The organism is Nesterenkonia aurantiaca, assembly GCF_004364585.1.
Taxonomy (GTDB): domain Bacteria; phylum Actinomycetota; class Actinomycetes; order Actinomycetales; family Micrococcaceae; genus Nesterenkonia; species Nesterenkonia aurantiaca.
Window position 1 is genome coordinate 177,033 of record NZ_SOAN01000002.1, and the last position, 15,865, is coordinate 192,897.

Below are 15,865 nucleotides of genomic sequence, written 5' to 3' on the forward strand. Positions count from 1 at the left end.
GAGGAGCTCCTGGCGGGGCGGGGCGTTCATCGTGACGGGCGCTGCGGGGTTCCCGGAAGCGCCCAGCGCGTTCAGGCGGCGGCGTCGGCCTTGTCCAGGGACGCGATGTCGATGACGGCGCGGTAGCGCACGTCACCGGAGACGACCTTCTCGTAGTACTCATCCACCTGGTCGGCCTTGATCAGCTCGATCGTGGAGGTGATGCCGTGCTCGGCGCAGAAGTCCAGCATCTCCTGCGTCTCGGGCAGCCCGCCGACCATGGAGCCGGCGTAGTTGCGGCGCATGGCGAGCAGCGAGAACATCTGGAAGGACTGCTCCTCGCTCGGTGCCCCGACGTTGACCATGGTTCCGCCGCGGCCCAGCAGGCCGAGGAAGGAGTCCAGGCTGACCGAGGCGCCGACCGTGTTGATGATCAGGTCGAAGCTGCCGGCGAGGTCCTTGAACGCCGAGCCGTCTTCGGTGGCGCGGTAGGCGGTGGCGCCGAAGGCCAAGCCGTCTTCCTTCTTGCTGTCGGTGCGGCTGAGCCCGGTGACCTCGGCACCCATGGCGGCGGCGATCTTCACCGCGACGTGGCCGAGTCCACCCATGCCGATGACACCGACCTTGACGCCGGGGCCGGCGCCGTAGCGCTTGAGCGGCGCGTAGGTGGTGATGCCGGCGCAGAGCAGCGGGGTGGCTGCGGCGGGGTCGAGGCTCTCGGGAACGCTGAGCACAAAGTGATCGCGCACCACGATCTGCTGGCTGTAGCCACCGTGGGTGGTCTCGCCGTCCTTGTTCTGCCCGTTATAGGTCGCGATGACGCCCTGGCTGCAGAACTGTTCCTCACCGTCCTTGCAGGCCTCGCACTCCATGCAGGAGTCCACGAAGCAGCCGACGCCGACGGTGTCGCCGACCTTGAACTTCGAGACCTCGGCACCGACCTCGAGGACGTCGCCGACGATCTCGTGACCCGGGGTGATCGGGAAGGAGGTGCCGCCCCACTCATCGCGGACCTGATGGATGTCGGAGTGGCAGATGCCGGCGTAGCGGATGGCGATCCGGACATCGTCGGTGGCCAGGCTGCGGCGCTCGAGCGTGCGGGTCGTGAAGCTGGACTCGGCGCTGTCGGCCTGGAGTGCTGTGATCGTTGTGGTCATGAAACGTGGTTCCTTAGGGGAAGTAGAAAGAGGGGGACACGACGCAGGGCCGCGGCGAGCATGAGATGCGCGCCGCGACCCTGCAGCAGTGTGGTGGACCCGCGTGGGCCCGTGAGGATCAGCTCTCGAGGGTGGCGTCCAGGGTGATCTCGACCCCGGTGAGCGCCTTGCTGACCGGGCAGCCGGTCTTGGCGGCCTCGGCGGACTTCACGAAGGTGTCCTCGTCGATGCCGCTGACCTTGCCGTTGACCGTGACCTTAATCCCGGTCAGCTTGAAGCCGCCCGACTGGTCTGGGCCCATGGAGACGTCCGCGCGGACGTCGAGGGTCTCGACGGTGCCGCCGGCGTTGGTGAGCTCGGCGGAGAGCTGCATGGCGAAGCAGGAGGAGTGCGCTGCCGCGATGAGCTCCTCCGGGCTGGTGCTGCCGTTGGCGTCGTCGGATGCGCGCTTCGGGAAGGACACCCCGTAGGTGCCGATCTTGGAGCTGCTGAGCTCGACTTCGCCGGAGCCCTCTTCGAGTGATCCGTTCCAGGCGGTGCGTGCTGTGCGTGTAGGCATAGTGATTCTCCTTGAATTGGTGGGTCCAGCGTCAGTCTTGCGGCTGTGTCCGGATGGTTCCTGGACGCCTCAGCCGAGGGCCGCGCCGAGGGGTTTCTGCTCTGGGGTGATCTCTTCGAGTCCAGGGATCAGGAGCGCAGGAAGGTCAGCAGGTGCTCGTTGACCTCCTGGGCGTGGGTCCAGAGCATGGCATGGGGGGCGTCGTCGATCTCGTGGTACTCCGCGGAGGGCAGCGCCTTGTGGAAGACCCGGCCGGTGGAATCGATCGGCAGGATGTTGTCCGCGGTGCCATGGACGATCAGCGCTGGGACGCCGGAGCGGCCGACGGCGGCGACGTCCTCGCGGAAGTCGGTGAGCCAGGTCGGCTGGGCCCAGACCGAGGCATGCGGGGAGGCGGCGTAGGCAAGGCTCTTGTGCGCCGCCAGGGCCTCCTCGCTGAGCCGGCTGCCCAGGTTGTCCTTGGTGTTGAAGAAGTCGTCGAAGAACGCGGTGAAGAAGGCGTAGCGATCGCTGGTGACGGCCTCGAAGAGCCCGTCGAACACCTCCTGCGGCACGCCGGTGGGGTTGTCCTCAGTCTGCAGCAGGAAGGGCTGGAGCGAGCCGAGGAAGACGGCCTTGCTCACCCGGTCGGAGCCGTGGTCGGCCAGGTAGCGGGCGACCTCGCCGGTGCCCATGGAGAACCCGACCAGCACAGCGTCGCGCAGGTCCAGGGATTCCATGAGGGCGTTGAGGTCGGCGGCGTAGGTGGTGTAGTCGTGTCCAGCAGTGGGGCGGGAGGACTTCCCGAACCCGCGACGGTCATAGGTGATGACGCGGTAGCCGGCGTCGAGCAGCGCGGAGGTCTGCTTCTCCCATGATGAGCCGTCCAAGGGGTAGCCGTGGATGAGCACGACGGGCTGACCCGCGCCGTGGTCCTCGTAGTAGAGCGAGATGTCTGTGCTGTTCTCGGTTCCGACGGTGACGTGAGACATGTCAGTCCCTCCTTGAGAGTCGGAGAACGTTCGTTCTCCGTTGTCCTCAGCCTAGGAGAACCGTCGTTCTCTTGCAAGTACACTGGGATGACGGCACCATGAAAACCGCGGAAACGTGAAGGTGCGCAAGACTCTGAACCGCCGAAGATGCGGTGACACCGGGACACGGTGGAGGCGAAACACAGCGATACCGAAACACAGTGAAGTCGAAACACAGCGATATTGAAACTCGAGGAAAGGGCCGCGATGGCGCGTCAGGGGGACGCACAGCTGCAACAGTCTGCCGATCCGCTGCGCCAGCGCATCATCGAGGCGGCAGATGAGCTCTATTACGCCCACGGCTTCCGCGCCGTGGGCATGGACGCGCTGCGCCAGCACGCCCGAGTCTCGCTGAAGCGGCTCTACACGGTGTTCCCGTCCAAGGAGTCCATCGTGCTCGCCGTGCTGGACTACCGCCACACGATGTGGGCCGATGAGATCGCAGCCGCCGTGGCCCAGGAGGGCACCCCCCGCGCCCGGCTCCTGGCGATCTATGACTATCTCGCCGGGTGGTTCCTCTCCGACTCCTTCCGCGGCTGCGTCTTCATCAACGCCTTCGGCGAGCTGGCCACCGAATCTCCTGCCGTGGCCATCAAGGCCGCGGACCACAAGCGCGAGTTCCGGCGCTTCATGGAGCAGCTCGCGACCGAGGCAGGGTTCTCCGAGGAGCTGGGAGATCAGCTGATGCTGCTCGCCGAGGGAGCCCAGACCACGGCTGCGATCACCGGAGACTCCGCGATGGCGCTCAAGGCGCGCCGCGCCGCCGAATCGCTGCTCAGCGTCGCAGAATCCACCCGGGCCCAGTCGGTCCGATGAAGCACCCGACGGCGCTGATCTGGTGCGCAGGCCTGCTCGGCCTGCTCAACGCGGCGCCGAGCTACTACTGGGCCGCGGGCGGGGACGCGCTGCTGGGGAGCATCGGGCAGTGGCTGATCGACCTGCGCGCCGAGATGCCGGGGCTGACCGGCCTGGCCCTGCTGGGTATCGCGCTGGGCAAGACCGGCGCAGCGGTGGTTCCGATCGTGGCGGCCCACCAGCTGACTTCCCGCCGGCCGACTTCCCGCCGGGTGCGATCTCGCACTGCGTCCTCCGAAGGGTTGAGCCCTGTCCGACGCCGGCCGGCTTCCCGCGAGGAGCGCTGCTGGAACCTCTCCCGGCTGGTCGCCGCCGGGCTGATCGTCTACGGCGCGGCGGGTCTGCTCGTCAACGCCGGGCTGCTGCTGTGGCCCGGGCTGGACCTGCAGGACCCGACGGCGCGGCTGGGCCAGGCGCTGCTCTGGTATCCGATGCTGCTGCTCTGGGGGCTGGTGCTCGCAGCAGGTCTGCGGCGGCTCAGAGCCAGTGTCGCCGTTTGAACACCGTCCACAGCGTCAGGCTGAGTCCGACCATCAGCGCCACCGCCAACGGGTAGCCCCAGAACCAGGTCAGTTCGGGCATATGCCGGAAGTTCATCCCATAGATCGAGGCGATCAGCGTCGGGGCGAACAGGATGGCCGCCCAGCCCGAGATCTTCTTACTCTGCTCCCCCTGGGCGTAGGAGGCGTCGGCCAGCCGGCGCGTGGCGTCGTTCTGCTCGATGGTCAACAGCGTCGAGTGCAGCCCGACGGCGTTCTCCAGGTGCGACCGCTGCAGCTCCACCCGGTCGCGCATCCTTCGGGTCCGCATGATCAGATCGGCCCAGCTGGAGGAGGCCTCCCCGGCGGCGTCGGACTCGGCGGCCGCTGCGGCGCGGTCGGTGGCCACCGACTCCAGGGGACGCAGCGCCCAATCGAAGCGGTGCACCTTCTGCAGCAGCTGATAGATCCGATGGGAGAGCACCGCGTCGAGCCGGGCCTCCTGAAACAGGATGCCCTCCATCGTCTCGATCGCGTTCTCGAGTTCATCCAACGCTGCCGGATACTCGCGCAGCACCGCGCCGACCAGGCTCGCGACGGCCTCCGAGGAGCTCACCGAGCTCCTCGAGTGCGAGGATCGAGCAGACTCCAGCAGCGCCTGCAGGTCCAGGGTGTCCTGCCCCGTCTCCACGGCCTGGACGGTCACCACCAGCCCGTCCACGGCGAGGAGACGCAGCTCCGAGAAGCGGAACCTGGTGTCCTGAGTCGACTCAGAGGCGGTGGTGGAGACCCGGTGCAGCACGGCGGCCACCGATTCCGCCGAGGCGGCGGGAATGGGAAGGCGACTGCGGTCCCCGCGGAGGAACTCGAGCTGGGCGGTCCTCAACCCCAATGCGGCGGCGGTTTCTCCGAAATCTGGCAGGTCTTCCCCGGTGAGGTCCACCCAGAGCAGCACCGAGGCGGGGTCTGCAGTCGGCGTGGCATCCAAGGAGGCCACCTTGGAACTCCCCGCATCAGCGGTGAACCGCCGCATGGTGATGGCCATTGCGCTCCCTGGGATCGCGTCGAGATCAGCACCTGCCCTGATGCCCGATCGGATCTCAGCGTAGCCCAGCGGCTTGGCTGCGACTCGGTGGCGGCTCAGTGCTGGGTCGCTGCAGGCTCAGTGCAGGGTCAGGCCGCGATACCGGTTGATCGCGGCGTGGATCTCCTGGGTCCGCGGACGGGCCAGGTGACCGGGGTGTCCTCGGTGCGGGGAGAGGCCGTCCAGACCCTCGACGTCGAGGCGTTCCACGAGTTCGGCGACCAGGGCGGGGATGTCCCGGGCGTCGTCGGCCTGCTCCGCGAGCCGGTCCAGCGCCTTGGCCAGCGCCTCGGTCTGGGCGGGGTCCACCAGCTGCGCCACGGCGGTGAGGTCGATGTCCTCACGGCCATATTGGATCATTCGGTGCCCGCGGCTGCGCGCGGGCTTGGTCTTCTTCCCAGGATGCAGCGAGGCACGGCGCGGCACCCGCGCCGGGTCTGCGGTGAAGACTCCCGACTCCGGGCCCGCGGGCCGCGTCTGGTGGTCTGCGGCGATCCGGTGCGCCTCGGCGGTGACCTCGCGCAACTGGTAGTCCTGCAGTGCGATGACCTGGTCGGCGACCTCGAAGAAGGCCCCTGACCCACCGGCCACCAGCACCGTGGAGACCCCGCGCTCGGTGAACAGCGGGCGGACCCGGTCCACGAACGGGGTGATCGGCTCACGTTCTGCCGGGACCAGCCGGCGCATCTGGTCATCGCGGATCATGAAGTTCGTCGCCGAGGTGTCCTCGTCGATCAGCAGGGCGCAGGCGCCGGCTTCCACGGCCTCGACCAGGTTGGTGGCCTGAGAGGTGGAGCCGGAAGCGTTGGTGCTGGAGAAGCTGCGCGTGTCCGCCCCGGAGGGCAGCCCGGAGATGAAGGCGGAGATGTCGACGCCGGCGGCGCTGCGGCCGTCCTCGGCCCGGATCGAGGCCGCAGAGTCCCGGGTGATGACCCATTCGCGGCCGTCCCCGGCGATATGCGGGTAGACCCCACGTTCGATGGCGCGCAGCAGCGTGGACTTGCCGTGATAGCCGCCGCCCACGATGACGGTGACCCCTTCGGGCACGCCCATCCCGGTGACCTGCCGGCCGCTGGGCAGGGAGAAGCTGCGACGCAGCGACTCGGGGCTGTGGAACTCCACGGCCTCCACGCCGAGCGGCAGATCGGAGTCCCCGGCCTGGCGGGGCAGCACGGACCCGTCGGCGGCGAAGCAGACCAGCTTCGCCGCGGTGAGCTGGGTGCGCAGATCCTCCTGGTCGCGCAGCAGGGTGACGTGGGAGCGCAGCGCCTCCTGGTCCAGGCTGGTGTGCAGCAGCGAGGCCTCGGCCACGCGGGGCAGGGTCTCGGTGAGCAGCCGGGCGGCCTTGACCCCCAGCGCTCGGCGTCCGGCCGCGGGCAGCGCCACGGAGAGCCGGGCGGTGATCAGGTCCTCGGTGATGACCACGCTGGTGCGCTCGAGCACCTGCTGCCCGGGGCGGCCGATGCTGATGCTCGCCGCAGAACCGGAACCCTCAGCGGCCTCGGCGGTCACCGCCTCGGCGAAGGCGCGGGCTAGGAAGTCGCTGGCGGCGATCCGGCCGAGCCGATCATCGAGCAGGTCCCCCGGCAGCCCGGCGTCCTCGCGGGACAGGCTGATCCGCATCAGCGAGGGCGGAGCGAACGGGTCCACCTGCACCTTGTCCACGTTCAGGGTGAACCGGCCCAGGGGATGGTGCCCGCTGAGCTGCTTATAGGACGCGTACCCCCGGCCGTCGATCGAGGTCAGGATCTGCTCCAGGGTCTGCTGGTGGCTCATGCACTCTCCGTGTACTCGCGCTGACGTTCGCGCTGACCGTGGGTCAGTCGACGCAGGTCCGCCCCGGAGTCGAAGCTGGATCCGATGGCGCCGGCGAAGACGCCCATGACCGCGCTGAACCAGGCGATGTTCAGGTAGTTGAGCAGGCTGACCTCGCCGCCGATCACGGTCGCGAGGTATTCGGCGTCGATGATCACCAGCCCGGCCAGGAAGATCACGCCCACCAGCAGCAGGTAGAGCAGCAGGATGCAGACCAACAGGGTGATCGCGGTGGATCCGTTGTAGAGCGTGACCACGGTGGCGAGGCTGCGGTGCTTCGGCCGGTCCCAGAGTCCCTCGCGGACGACCAGCCAGAAGAGCATGGTGACCACCGCGGCGAGGCCGACCAGGACCAGCCGCGTGGTGCTGAGCGCGTCGGCCATCTGCCAGATCGAGCTGTAGAAGATGCCGAAGGCGCCGGTGGCCGCACCTGCACCCAAGGCGCTGGTGAGCTTCGGGACGGCGCGCAGCGGATCATTGCCCAGCACCATTCCGGCCACGGTCCGCGGACCACCCGTGATGGTGTGGGCGAACAGGCCCAGGCCCTCCCCGCGCTCGGTGGACTTCCACTGGCTCCAGCGCTGGTCATACTCCTCCGGATCCGGGCCGGCTCCGGAGGGGAGCAGGCGCAGCAGCGAACCGGTGAAGACCTTGCGGATGCGACTCTTCGTGGCCCAGGCACCCAGAGTCGGGCAGGACACGATCGCGACGTTGTGATCGGGGAAGATCTCGGAGATCAGCGGATGCCCCGTGGTATGGCGGGGGATCTCGGTGAGCATGATGACCGCGTCGGCCTCGGCGTGATCTTCTTCCATCTCGCGCACCGCGTCGATGTCCAGGGTGGCGTCGGGGCGGATGCGCAGCATCCGGGTGTCCGAGGAGACGGTGACCTCGCCGTTGAGGAGCTTGCGTGCTTCCGCGGCGAAATCTTCCTGGATGGAGTTCACGCGTCGCGTGGGCAGGCCTGGATCGGCGAGCAGCCTGATATGGAAAGGTTTCGCGGATTCAGGCACAGCCTCAGGTGCTCCTTAGCTGTTGGCGACAAGGACCTCATCATGAGGCCACCCACCCGCAGGGCCGGTGGCCCAGCGGGACATGCCCGTGCAGCGGGCGGGTGAGCACACTCTAGGCGAAGAGCGGCGCGAAGCCTGTGGGCAGCTGCGAGCGCAGGTCCTTGATCTCACCTTCGGAGACCGAGTCCGCCAGGGTGGAGAACACGGCCTTGACCTGGGCAAGCGCATCCTCGGTGCCGACACCCTGCTCAAGCTTGCCGGCGACGCGACGCAGGAACTCATCCACGTCGTCGAGCGTCTCAGTTCCGGCGTGGTCGGTCAGCGGCGCCTTGAGCTCCTGGGGCAGCTGTGCGGCGAGGTTGCTCGCCTCACCACCCTTGAGCCGCTTGCCGAGATCCTCCAGCACCACGTTGACCAACTTGCTGGCCTGCTCGCGATCCGAGGGGCCGCCCTTCTCGGTGACGGTCTTGAGAAATTCGTCGTGGCGCATCTGTTGCTCCTTCACTTGCGGTGGCCAGCGGGCCTTACGCGGAGGCGCGAACGTCCGCTCTCGCGTGCCGGCAGGATCTATACGCCGCGGGCGGGCCCGGCAGGCCGGTTCCTCCACGGTAAACACGGGACCCCGGGCTCTGTCGAACCACAGGCCCGAGGAGACCTACCCGCCCCGGGCGATCCGCCAGCCGGCGAGGATGAGAGGCAGCTGGAGCGGGAGCCGCGCGAGCGCGATGTTGCGCACCGTGGGCCGGTGCCAGTACCTCTTCACCGAATAGAGGTTCGCCGGGTAGACGGCGAGCATCAGCGCCGCGGTGCATGCTCCGCCCACTCGCCGGGTCGCCGGGACCGCCAGCAGGGCCGCGCAGCCCAGCTCGGCCACACCGCTGGCGTAGGTGATCCGACGGCGGTTGCCCAGCTGGGGCGGCACGATGGCGTCGAAGGGCGCCGGCCGCAGGAAATGCATGGTCCCGGCGACACCGAGCAGTGTGGCCATCGAAGCTGCGCGCTGGGTGCTGTTCATGGGTCCTCCGGGGTGGGATATCGAGGTGAGAGACTGGCGTGATGACGATCCTGAGCGTGACTCGAGGCCTATGGGGATCCTCTCATCCCGGACCCACCGTCGTGGTGACGGTTCTCACCGCAGCGCTCGCGGTCTCGGCCGGAATCGGAGTGGAGCGGATCGCACTGCTGGGGTTCGCGGTGTTCCTGGGTCAGCTCTCGGTGGGCATCTCCAATGACGCCTTCGACGCCGAGCGGGACCGCGAGGTCGGGCGCAGCGACAAACCGATCGCGCGCGGCGATCTCAGCGTCCGCACCGCCTGGATCGCCGCGATCGGTGCTCTGGTGCTCGCGCTCGCGCTCTCGACCCCGCTGGGGCTCGGGCTGCTCGGCGCGCATGCGGTGTTCCTGGCGGCGTCCTGGGTCTATAACGCCGGGCTCAAGGCCACTGTGTTCTCGCTGGCCCCGTTCCTGCTCGCCTTCGGACTCTTCCCCTCCTTCGCGACCCTGGCAGCGCCCGATCCGGAGCTTGCCGCCCCCTGGGCCTGGTTCGCCGGCGCCGCCCTGGGTGCCGCGATCCATCTCACCAACGTGTTGCCGGACCTCGACGACGACGCCCGCACCGGCATCACCGGCCTGCCGCACCGGCTCGGTGCCCGGCCCGCGGCGGCGCTGGCCGCCGCGGCGGTGCTCTGCGGCGGGATCGCGGTGACCGCCGGTGCCGCCGGGTGGCAGCCGGAACAGGTCCCGGCAGTCTCCTGGGTGTTCTTCGTCCTGGTCAGCGCGGTGGCGCTGCTGGCGCTGGGCCTGGCGATCCGGGCCCGGTCTGGGCGGGTGCTCTTCCGGCTGGTGATGTTGGCGGCGCTGCTGCTCGCCGCGCAGCTGGTGGTCGCCGGAGGCTCTCTGGCTGGCTGAGGATCAAGCTTCGGCGTCGAGGCCCATGGCGTAGGCGTGGGCGAAGAGCCGGCCGGTGCCTGGACCGAGCATCAGCCGCACTCCGTTCCGGCGGGCGGAGTCCCTCGCCGGTGAAAGCGGCCGGCCGAGCCGGGTGTTCAGCGCCGCCAGCTGGGCGGCTCGGCGGGCCGAGCGCAGTCGGGTGCGCTCCCAGTGCCGCAGCTGCGCCTCCGGGGCGGTGCCGGTGCGGACCCAGTCGGTGAGCAGCGGGGCCAGGGTCGCGGCGTCGAGCAGACCCAGGTTCATCCCCTGGCCGCCGATCGGGCTGACCTCATGGGCGGCGTCTCCGATGACCATCAGCCGGTGACGGCGCAGCGCCGGGGCGACGAACCGGCGCACCCCGAAGCCGCTGACCGCTCCGGTGAGCGGCTGACCGTGGGCGGCGAGGGTGCGTGCCATCCGGTCACGCTGAGCGGCCGGGTCCTGGAATGCCGGGTCTTGGACTGAGGGGGCTTGGGAGGCTGGATTTCCGGAGGTGGCCCCGGAGTCCCAGGCGACGAACCGGCGTCGTCCCCCGGGAAGCGGGAAAGACTCCAGCACTCCGGAGGACTCGAGGTGGACCACGGCGGTGCGCGCGTCCTGCCGGGCCGGCATCTGCGTCCCCGGGCCCTGGTCATCCGACGCGTCGGCGTCGGTCATCAGATACCGGTCCGGGTAGCTGTGCCCCAGCGCGGACCGGTAGACCAGCTCGCGGGAGCGCGGGCCTCCGGCCAGCACCACCAGCGGGGCTCGGTGGGTTCCGGAGCTGGTGTCGAGTTCGACGTGGTCAGACTCGGGGCGCAGCGCGCTGACGCCGATGCCGCGCTGCGGAGCCGGGGAGTGAAGGGCGAGCGCGGCCTCGGTGCCGGACTGGGGCAGCGTCGCGACGAAGGGGAACCGGGTGCTGAGCCGATCAAAGCGCACAACGCCGAGCAGCTTCCCCTGCGCACGGGCTTCACCACGGGTCACCCGCACCGCCTGCTCCAGCAGCCGCGCGGTCAGCCCGGAGTCCTCCAGGGCGGCGAGCACCGGGGCGTGGATCCCGATGGCACGGCTGTCTGCGCTGCCGTGTTCGCGCTGTTCCAGGATCTCCACATCCACCCCGGCGCGGCGCAGCAGGCCGCCCAGCAGCAGTCCCACCGGGCCGGCGCCGATCACCAGCACCTCAGCCACGGCCGGGCGCTTCCGCGATCAGCCGGAACGGCGCGGGGGAGGTCACGGTCCACCCTTCAGCCAGGGCGGTGGCGAGCTCCTCGGGCTGGTAGCTGCGCCGGATCGAGCGGAGCCCGTCGGTGCGCAGGAAGGTTCCCCGCGCCAGCGGGGTGATCCCGACGGCGAAGAGCCCATAGGCGAGCCGACCTCGGGCGATGTCGCTGTGCAGCACGGTGCCGGTGCAGAGCTGCCGGGAGGATTCGGTGAAGTCGAGCAGGCCGGGGGCGTCCAGGTGGTGGAGCACATGGTTGGACAGCACGACGTCGAAGCTTTCGCCCTGCTCCAGCAGGGCACCGGCATCGGCGCAGAGGAACCTGACCCGGGGAGGCTGTCGATCGCTGATGCGGGGCTTCCGGTCGTTCTGAGTCTTCTGGGCGGCCTCGTGGGCACGCGGATCGGGATCTGCCCCGGTCCACTCCACGGGCAGCCCGTCGCGGGCGGCCAGCTGCGCGAGGCGGGTGACCACATCCCCGCCTCCGGAGCCCAGATCCAGCACCCGGGCGGGCCGCTCCAGGTCCAGCAGCGCCGGGCGCAGCCGGGTCCGGTAGACCTGGTCCCAGCCGGAGATCAGCCGGTTGACCAGGTGGAAGCGCCGCAGGGTGGCGTCCAGGCGCACCGGGTCGCAGTCGGGATCATCCATGAGCTCGCGCAGCTGCTCATCGCGGACGGAGAGATTGACCGGGCTCACGGGTCACCGAGTCTTGTGCAGCAGGGCGGATTCCACCGTCAGCCCAGGCCCGAAGGCCAGTGCGGCGATGCGGCCGCTGACCGTGGGGTCGGCGAGGAGCTGGCGCAGGATGAACAGGATGGTCGCGCTGGACATGTTGCCGTGATCGCGCAGCACTGCACGGGAGGCGTCCAGGGCGGTGGGCTCAAGCTGAAGTCCCGCCTCCACCCGGTCCAGGACGCTGCGGCCTCCCGGATGGACCGCCCACCGGGCGGGCGCAGGCTGATCACCGAGGAAGCGGTCGACGGCGGCGCGGATCTCCCGGCCGATGATCCTCGGCACCTCGGCGGAGAGCCGCATGTTGAACCCGTGGTCCCCGATGGTCCAGACCATGTCCGATTCGCCCTCGCTGGTCAGGGCGGTGCCGAACCTCTCCAGGGTGATCCCGCCGGGGGTGCCGAGGTTCTCGTCGGCGGTGACCACCGCCGCGGCGGCGCCGTCGGCGAAGACCGAGGCGGCGACGATCTGTTCGGCGTCCGAGGCGTCGCGGATATGCAGCGAGCACAGCTCCACGCAGGCCACCAGCACAACGGCCTCGGGCTGCGCGGCGGTGATCTGGGAGGCGGTGCGCAGCGCCGGAAGCGCTGCCGCGCAGCCCATGAATCCCAGGTGGCTGCGTTCCACGGTCGGCGGCAGGCCAAGATCACGGATCAGCCGGAAGTCCAGGCCCGGAGCGAAGAACCCGGTGCAGGAGACGGTCACGACGTGGGTCACCTGGCTCGGTGCGAGTGCCGCCTCGGTCAGGGCGCGGCGCCCGGCCTCGGTCGCCAGTTCCGGGGCGCTCTGCCGGTAGAGCTCGTTGCGGGTCCCGGTGGTGGGCGAGAGCAGCGTGGCGCCCTCGCCGACGAAGACCCCGTCCGGGGTGCCGCCCAGACCCGTGAGCACCGAGTGCCTGGTCTCAATGCCGGCGGCGTCGAAGGCGGCCCCGATGAGCCGGCGGGTCAACCGGGTGGCGTCGGGCTGGTCCGCGAAGAAGGCGCGCAGATCTTGCTGGGGCACCGAGGTCGCCGGAAGTGCCGTGCCGATGGAGAGGATGCGCGCGGGCATGTCACCACTAAACCATGGTCACGAGCCTCTCCGCCGCAGAGGTTGCGCAGAAGCCCAGGAAGTCACGAAGAACACCTGCCGAAGAGAGGCGCCGGGCAGGGGATGGGCCCGCGACCTCAGCGACCGGGCGGGGGGAGGTGCCCGCGGTCCACCCGACGCCGCCGGGTGGAGGAGGACTCACCGGGGCTGTTCGGCCTGATCCTCCCGGACCACGGGTTCCTCGAACGCGGCAGGATTCATCCCGATGATGTAGGCGGCCTGAGCGATATGCGCCACCGCGTCCAGCGAGATGCTGATAAGCCGCGCCGCCCGGGTCACCGGCGGGTCCCACTGGGGATCGATGATCTGCTCCAGGTCCGCGTCGCCCAGCGAGTCCAGGTAGGACAGCTGGGCCTCGACGACGGCGCGCAGATGCTCCAGCAGCAGGTCCGGGTCACCGGCCCGGATCCGCCGCGCCTCGGCGCTGGTGTGGCCGAATCCCATCTCGTGGTCTGCCAGTTCCAGGCCGAACCGCTCCGCGAAGCCCTGCGCCGTCCACACCGTCTCCGCTCCGGAGAGCCCGGCGAGCTGCTCATCGATCTCTCGGGCGGAGTGCCAGAGCAGCCAGGCGATGGAGTTGTGGTGCTGCGGATGTGCGTTGAGCAGCTCGGGCGTCAGTGCTGGGCGCAGCGCCTGTGCCTCCTCGAGCGGGCGGCGCGCGATGTCTTGGAGAATCTCGATGCTGCTCATGGTGATCACCTGTTCTTCGAGGGCGGGCTATCCGGCGAGGAGTGCGCGGACGTGTTCGGTGCGCACCCCCGGGTTGGCGAGGTCGTGGAGAGGCTCGGGTCTGCGGCCACCGGTGACGACGACGCTCATGACTTCTCCGCGAGGTCTGGGCGCCGTGGTGGTGCCTGCCTGAGGGTCAACCGGGCTGGGAGGTGATGGTTTCCCGGCGGCTCGGCATGCCGCTGGGGATGCCGCAGGGAGGCCGGACGGGGCCTGACCGGGGCTCCGACCCGGGGCCCCGACCCGGGGCCCCGACCGGGTGCCCTGACCGGGGCTCGCGATCAGGCTCCGGATCGGTCATCGAGAGCACCGATCGCGGCGGCGACGACCTCCGGGTCGGTGAGCATCGGCAGATGACCCGCGCGCACCTCGAAGGTCTCGGTGGGGTGCAACCGAGTCGCGAAGCGCCGCTGCAGGGTGCTGGGGATCTCGGCGTCCTCGGTGGTCACCACGTAGCCACGCGCCGGAAGTGCGGACAGGGCGGCTGGGTTCGCGGCGCGGCTGGTGAAGTACTCGCGCGGCTCGGGGGAGAAATCCGCCACGAGATGCTGCGTGGTGGTCTCACCGAGGCCTGTGCCGAGGCCGGTTCGGATCGCAGCCTCCGACGGCCTGGTCCCCGCCACCTGCATGACGAGGGGCAGGATCAACCGCTGCGGGAACGGCAGCGAGGAGACGAAGGAGGCGTCCGCCCGCGGGATGAGGGCGGCGATGGCGAGCACCCCGGTGATGCGGTCCGGCGCGGCGAGGCGGGCGAGCTCGGCGGCGACCACACCGCCGGAGGAATGCGCGACCAGCAGGAACCTCTCGACAGGGGCCGCCTCCAGGGCCGTTCGGGCGTAGTCGCTGACGGTCTCTCCGCTGCGCGGACGCGGAGCGACACTGGACGGTGCTTCCACGCGGGAGCGGACTGCGTCCCAGATCCAGGTGGGAAGTCCGGCGCCGGAGAGGAACAGCAGGGGAGTGGTCATGGGGTTGATGCTAGGAACCCGCGCTCGGCAGCGGAAGGGTCAGTCTGCCCCGGTCTCGCACATCTCGCGGGAGACCGCCGGTCGATAGGAGGGTTCCGGTCCGAGGCAGGGCCGACCCGGGAACGGCGCAGCGGCTGCCGCGGGATGAGGATTCGGTTCGCCGTGTGATCTGAGCAGTCCTTCAGGGATGTGGCCGGCTGTTCGATCCTCGTTCACCGACCAGCGGCATCCCGGTCATATCGGTACGTGAAGGTCGGGGCAGCCCATGCAAACACCGAAGGGATTCCCATGCCTGACCACTCCGCGCCGCGAATGACGTCCGCTGTCTCACTCCTCGCCCTCGCTGGGTTGGCTCTGGCTGCGTGTAGCAGCGAACCAGACGCCGCCGCTTCAGAACCATCCGGGGAGGGTCAGGAGGCATGCGGAACCGCGCCGCTGCGCTTCTCCGACACCGGAGTGGAGGGCCTGGAGGTCCTTCAGGTGGAGTTCGAAGACTTCCGGGCCGCCTTGGAGGAGGCAACAGAGCTGGAGATCGAATTCCAGCCGATGTCTTCGCGCACCGCTGCTGCCACCGCGCTGGAGTTCGACGACCTCGACGTGCTGCTGACCGGACCCGCGGAGTACGTGGTGCTCAAGCACGACGCCGACGCGCTGCCCATCGTGGGTGTCACCCGAGAGAACTACCAGGCCGCGATCTTCACCCGCACGGACTCCGACGCCGAATCCGTCGAGGACCTCGCCGGCGGGCAGATCATCACCAAGGAGGTCGGGTCCACCTCGGGGCACCTCGGCCCGCTGGAGATGCTCGACTCCGCCGGCCTTGACCCCACGGTGGGTGATGTTGAAGTCATTCCGCTCGCGGACACCCAGCTTGAAGCGTTCGCAGGGGGCGACGGCGACGCGCTGGGCAGCGGCATCTCCGACTTCGAAGAACTCCAGGACATGATGGGCGAAGACGAGGTCCAGATGCTCGAGGAAGGACCGGATCTTCCCAACGACCTGTTCGTCGCTCGCACCGGACTCGGCGAGGAGTGCTCCGACTACCTCAAGGCGTCCTTGCTGGAGAACCAGGAGGTGCTCCTGGAAGCCATCGTAGGGACCGGGGAGAACGACAAGTACATCGGCTCGGAGTTCGTCGACGCCCAGGATGGTGACTACGACCCAGTACGCCGGTCATTCGAGGCTGCCGGGTACTCCGACTACTCGCAGCTGCCTGACGAGAATGAACCAGCTGAAGCAGACGACGACGCCGAAGAAGACTGATGC

Annotated in this window: 17 protein-coding genes; 4 read left to right on the plus strand and 13 right to left on the minus strand. The window is 69.4% G+C overall.

What is annotated here, in order from left to right; translation table 11 throughout:
- Nucleotides 1-71: 71 nt before the first annotated feature.
- The 3 genes from EV640_RS03830 to EV640_RS03840 form a co-directional block, all read right to left on the minus strand.
- Nucleotides 72-1,136, minus strand: coding sequence for an NAD(P)-dependent alcohol dehydrogenase (locus EV640_RS03830; RefSeq protein ID WP_133725852.1), 1,065 nt, complete (start codon nucleotides 1,134-1,136; stop codon nucleotides 72-74).
- Between the two features lie 118 nt (nucleotides 1,137-1,254).
- A complete protein-coding gene (locus EV640_RS03835) occupies nucleotides 1,255-1,695 on the minus strand; it encodes an OsmC family peroxiredoxin (protein ID WP_133725853.1) in 441 nt (146 codons plus the stop codon).
- A gap of 128 nt (nucleotides 1,696-1,823) precedes the next feature.
- Nucleotides 1,824-2,666, minus strand: coding sequence for an alpha/beta fold hydrolase (locus EV640_RS03840; protein WP_133725854.1), 843 nt, complete (start codon nucleotides 2,664-2,666; stop codon nucleotides 1,824-1,826).
- A gap of 246 nt (nucleotides 2,667-2,912) precedes the next feature.
- Here EV640_RS03840 and EV640_RS03845 point away from each other — a divergent pair, with 246 nt between their 5' ends.
- Together EV640_RS03845 and EV640_RS03850 are read left to right on the plus strand one after the other, a co-directional pair.
- On the plus strand, nucleotides 2,913-3,521 hold the full coding sequence (locus EV640_RS03845) for a TetR/AcrR family transcriptional regulator (protein ID WP_133725855.1): 609 nt from the start codon (nucleotides 2,913-2,915) through the stop codon (nucleotides 3,519-3,521).
- Nucleotides 3,518-4,060 (plus strand): DUF3995 domain-containing protein, encoded by a 543-nt coding sequence (locus tag EV640_RS03850; RefSeq protein WP_133725856.1) that lies wholly within the window; start codon nucleotides 3,518-3,520, stop codon nucleotides 4,058-4,060. Before EV640_RS03845 ends, EV640_RS03850 begins: the two co-directional genes overlap by 4 nt.
- Here EV640_RS03850 and EV640_RS03855 read toward each other — a convergent pair.
- The 5 genes from EV640_RS03855 to EV640_RS03875 all read right to left on the minus strand — a co-directional run bounded on the left by EV640_RS03855 (nucleotide 4,038) and on the right by EV640_RS03875 (nucleotide 8,966).
- On the minus strand, nucleotides 4,038-5,084 hold the full coding sequence (locus EV640_RS03855) for a CorA family divalent cation transporter (protein WP_133725857.1): 1,047 nt from the start codon (nucleotides 5,082-5,084) through the stop codon (nucleotides 4,038-4,040). The two genes, EV640_RS03850 and EV640_RS03855, sit on opposite strands and share 23 nt — an antisense overlap.
- A 117-nt stretch (nucleotides 5,085-5,201) precedes the next feature.
- Nucleotides 5,202-6,899 (minus strand): ABC-ATPase domain-containing protein, encoded by a 1,698-nt coding sequence (locus EV640_RS03860; protein ID WP_133725858.1) that lies wholly within the window; start codon nucleotides 6,897-6,899, stop codon nucleotides 5,202-5,204.
- Entirely contained in the window at nucleotides 6,896-7,951 is a 1,056-nt protein-coding gene (locus tag EV640_RS03865; protein ID WP_133725859.1) for a hypothetical protein, read from the minus strand. Before EV640_RS03865 ends, EV640_RS03860 begins: the two co-directional genes overlap by 4 nt.
- Before the next feature lie 112 nt (nucleotides 7,952-8,063).
- Complete coding sequence (locus EV640_RS03870; RefSeq protein WP_133725860.1) at nucleotides 8,064-8,441, minus strand: DUF2267 domain-containing protein; 378 nt, start codon at nucleotides 8,439-8,441, stop codon at nucleotides 8,064-8,066.
- Between the two features lie 165 nt (nucleotides 8,442-8,606).
- Entirely contained in the window at nucleotides 8,607-8,966 is a 360-nt protein-coding gene (locus EV640_RS03875) for a DoxX family protein (RefSeq protein ID WP_243832218.1), read from the minus strand.
- Between the two features lie 41 nt (nucleotides 8,967-9,007).
- Here EV640_RS03875 and EV640_RS03880 point away from each other — a divergent pair, with 41 nt between their 5' ends.
- A complete protein-coding gene (locus tag EV640_RS03880; RefSeq protein WP_208292182.1) occupies nucleotides 9,008-9,859 on the plus strand; it encodes a UbiA family prenyltransferase in 852 nt (283 codons plus the stop codon).
- Nucleotides 9,860-9,862: 3 nt separating this feature from the next.
- Here the strand turns inward: EV640_RS03880 and EV640_RS03885 are convergent, their stop codons facing one another.
- The 5 genes from EV640_RS03885 to EV640_RS03905 all read right to left on the minus strand — a co-directional run bounded on the left by EV640_RS03885 (nucleotide 9,863) and on the right by EV640_RS03905 (nucleotide 14,599).
- A complete protein-coding gene (locus tag EV640_RS03885; RefSeq protein WP_133725861.1) occupies nucleotides 9,863-11,050 on the minus strand; it encodes an FAD-dependent oxidoreductase in 1,188 nt (395 codons plus the stop codon).
- Nucleotides 11,043-11,777: a methyltransferase domain-containing protein gene (locus EV640_RS03890; protein ID WP_243832219.1), complete on the minus strand. Its 735-nt coding sequence runs from the start codon at nucleotides 11,775-11,777 to the stop codon at nucleotides 11,043-11,045. The genes EV640_RS03885 and EV640_RS03890 overlap by 8 nt, the downstream gene beginning before the upstream one ends.
- A 3-nt stretch (nucleotides 11,778-11,780) precedes the next feature.
- On the minus strand, nucleotides 11,781-12,863 hold the full coding sequence (locus EV640_RS03895) for a type III polyketide synthase (RefSeq protein ID WP_133725862.1): 1,083 nt from the start codon (nucleotides 12,861-12,863) through the stop codon (nucleotides 11,781-11,783).
- A gap of 177 nt (nucleotides 12,864-13,040) precedes the next feature.
- Entirely contained in the window at nucleotides 13,041-13,592 is a 552-nt protein-coding gene (locus EV640_RS03900; protein WP_133725863.1) for a mycothiol transferase, read from the minus strand.
- A gap of 320 nt (nucleotides 13,593-13,912) precedes the next feature.
- On the minus strand, nucleotides 13,913-14,599 hold the full coding sequence (locus tag EV640_RS03905) for an alpha/beta fold hydrolase (protein WP_133725864.1): 687 nt from the start codon (nucleotides 14,597-14,599) through the stop codon (nucleotides 13,913-13,915).
- A 288-nt stretch (nucleotides 14,600-14,887) separates the two neighbouring features.
- Here EV640_RS03905 and EV640_RS03910 point away from each other — a divergent pair, with 288 nt between their 5' ends.
- Complete coding sequence (locus tag EV640_RS03910) at nucleotides 14,888-15,862, plus strand: PhnD/SsuA/transferrin family substrate-binding protein (RefSeq protein ID WP_084479752.1); 975 nt, start codon at nucleotides 14,888-14,890, stop codon at nucleotides 15,860-15,862.
- The last annotated feature ends 3 nt before the right edge of the window (nucleotides 15,863-15,865 follow it).

Coding starts and splice junctions, on each gene's coding strand:
- EV640_RS03835 (WP_133725853.1), bottom strand. CDS start 1,695: ATGCCTACACGCACAGCACGCACCGCCTGGAACGGATCACTCGAAGAG.
- EV640_RS03870 (WP_133725860.1), bottom strand. CDS start 8,441: ATGCGCCACGACGAATTTCTCAAGACCGTCACCGAGAAGGGCGGCCCC.
- EV640_RS03900 (WP_133725863.1), bottom strand. CDS start 13,592: ATGAGCAGCATCGAGATTCTCCAAGACATCGCGCGCCGCCCGCTCGAG.
- EV640_RS03910 (WP_084479752.1), top strand. CDS start 14,888: ATGCCTGACCACTCCGCGCCGCGAATGACGTCCGCTGTCTCACTCCTC.
- EV640_RS03845 (WP_133725855.1), top strand. CDS start 2,913: ATGGCGCGTCAGGGGGACGCACAGCTGCAACAGTCTGCCGATCCGCTG.
- EV640_RS03830 (WP_133725852.1), bottom strand. CDS start 1,136: ATGACCACAACGATCACAGCACTCCAGGCCGACAGCGCCGAGTCCAGC.
- EV640_RS03895 (WP_133725862.1), bottom strand. CDS start 12,863: ATGCCCGCGCGCATCCTCTCCATCGGCACGGCACTTCCGGCGACCTCG.
- EV640_RS03850 (WP_133725856.1), top strand. CDS start 3,518: ATGAAGCACCCGACGGCGCTGATCTGGTGCGCAGGCCTGCTCGGCCTG.
- EV640_RS03875 (WP_243832218.1), bottom strand. CDS start 8,966: ATGAACAGCACCCAGCGCGCAGCTTCGATGGCCACACTGCTCGGTGTC.
- EV640_RS03840 (WP_133725854.1), bottom strand. CDS start 2,666: ATGTCTCACGTCACCGTCGGAACCGAGAACAGCACAGACATCTCGCTC.
- EV640_RS03855 (WP_133725857.1), bottom strand. CDS start 5,084: ATGGCCATCACCATGCGGCGGTTCACCGCTGATGCGGGGAGTTCCAAG.
- EV640_RS03880 (WP_208292182.1), top strand. CDS start 9,008: ATGACGATCCTGAGCGTGACTCGAGGCCTATGGGGATCCTCTCATCCC.
- EV640_RS03905 (WP_133725864.1), bottom strand. CDS start 14,599: ATGACCACTCCCCTGCTGTTCCTCTCCGGCGCCGGACTTCCCACCTGG.
- EV640_RS03860 (WP_133725858.1), bottom strand. CDS start 6,899: ATGAGCCACCAGCAGACCCTGGAGCAGATCCTGACCTCGATCGACGGC.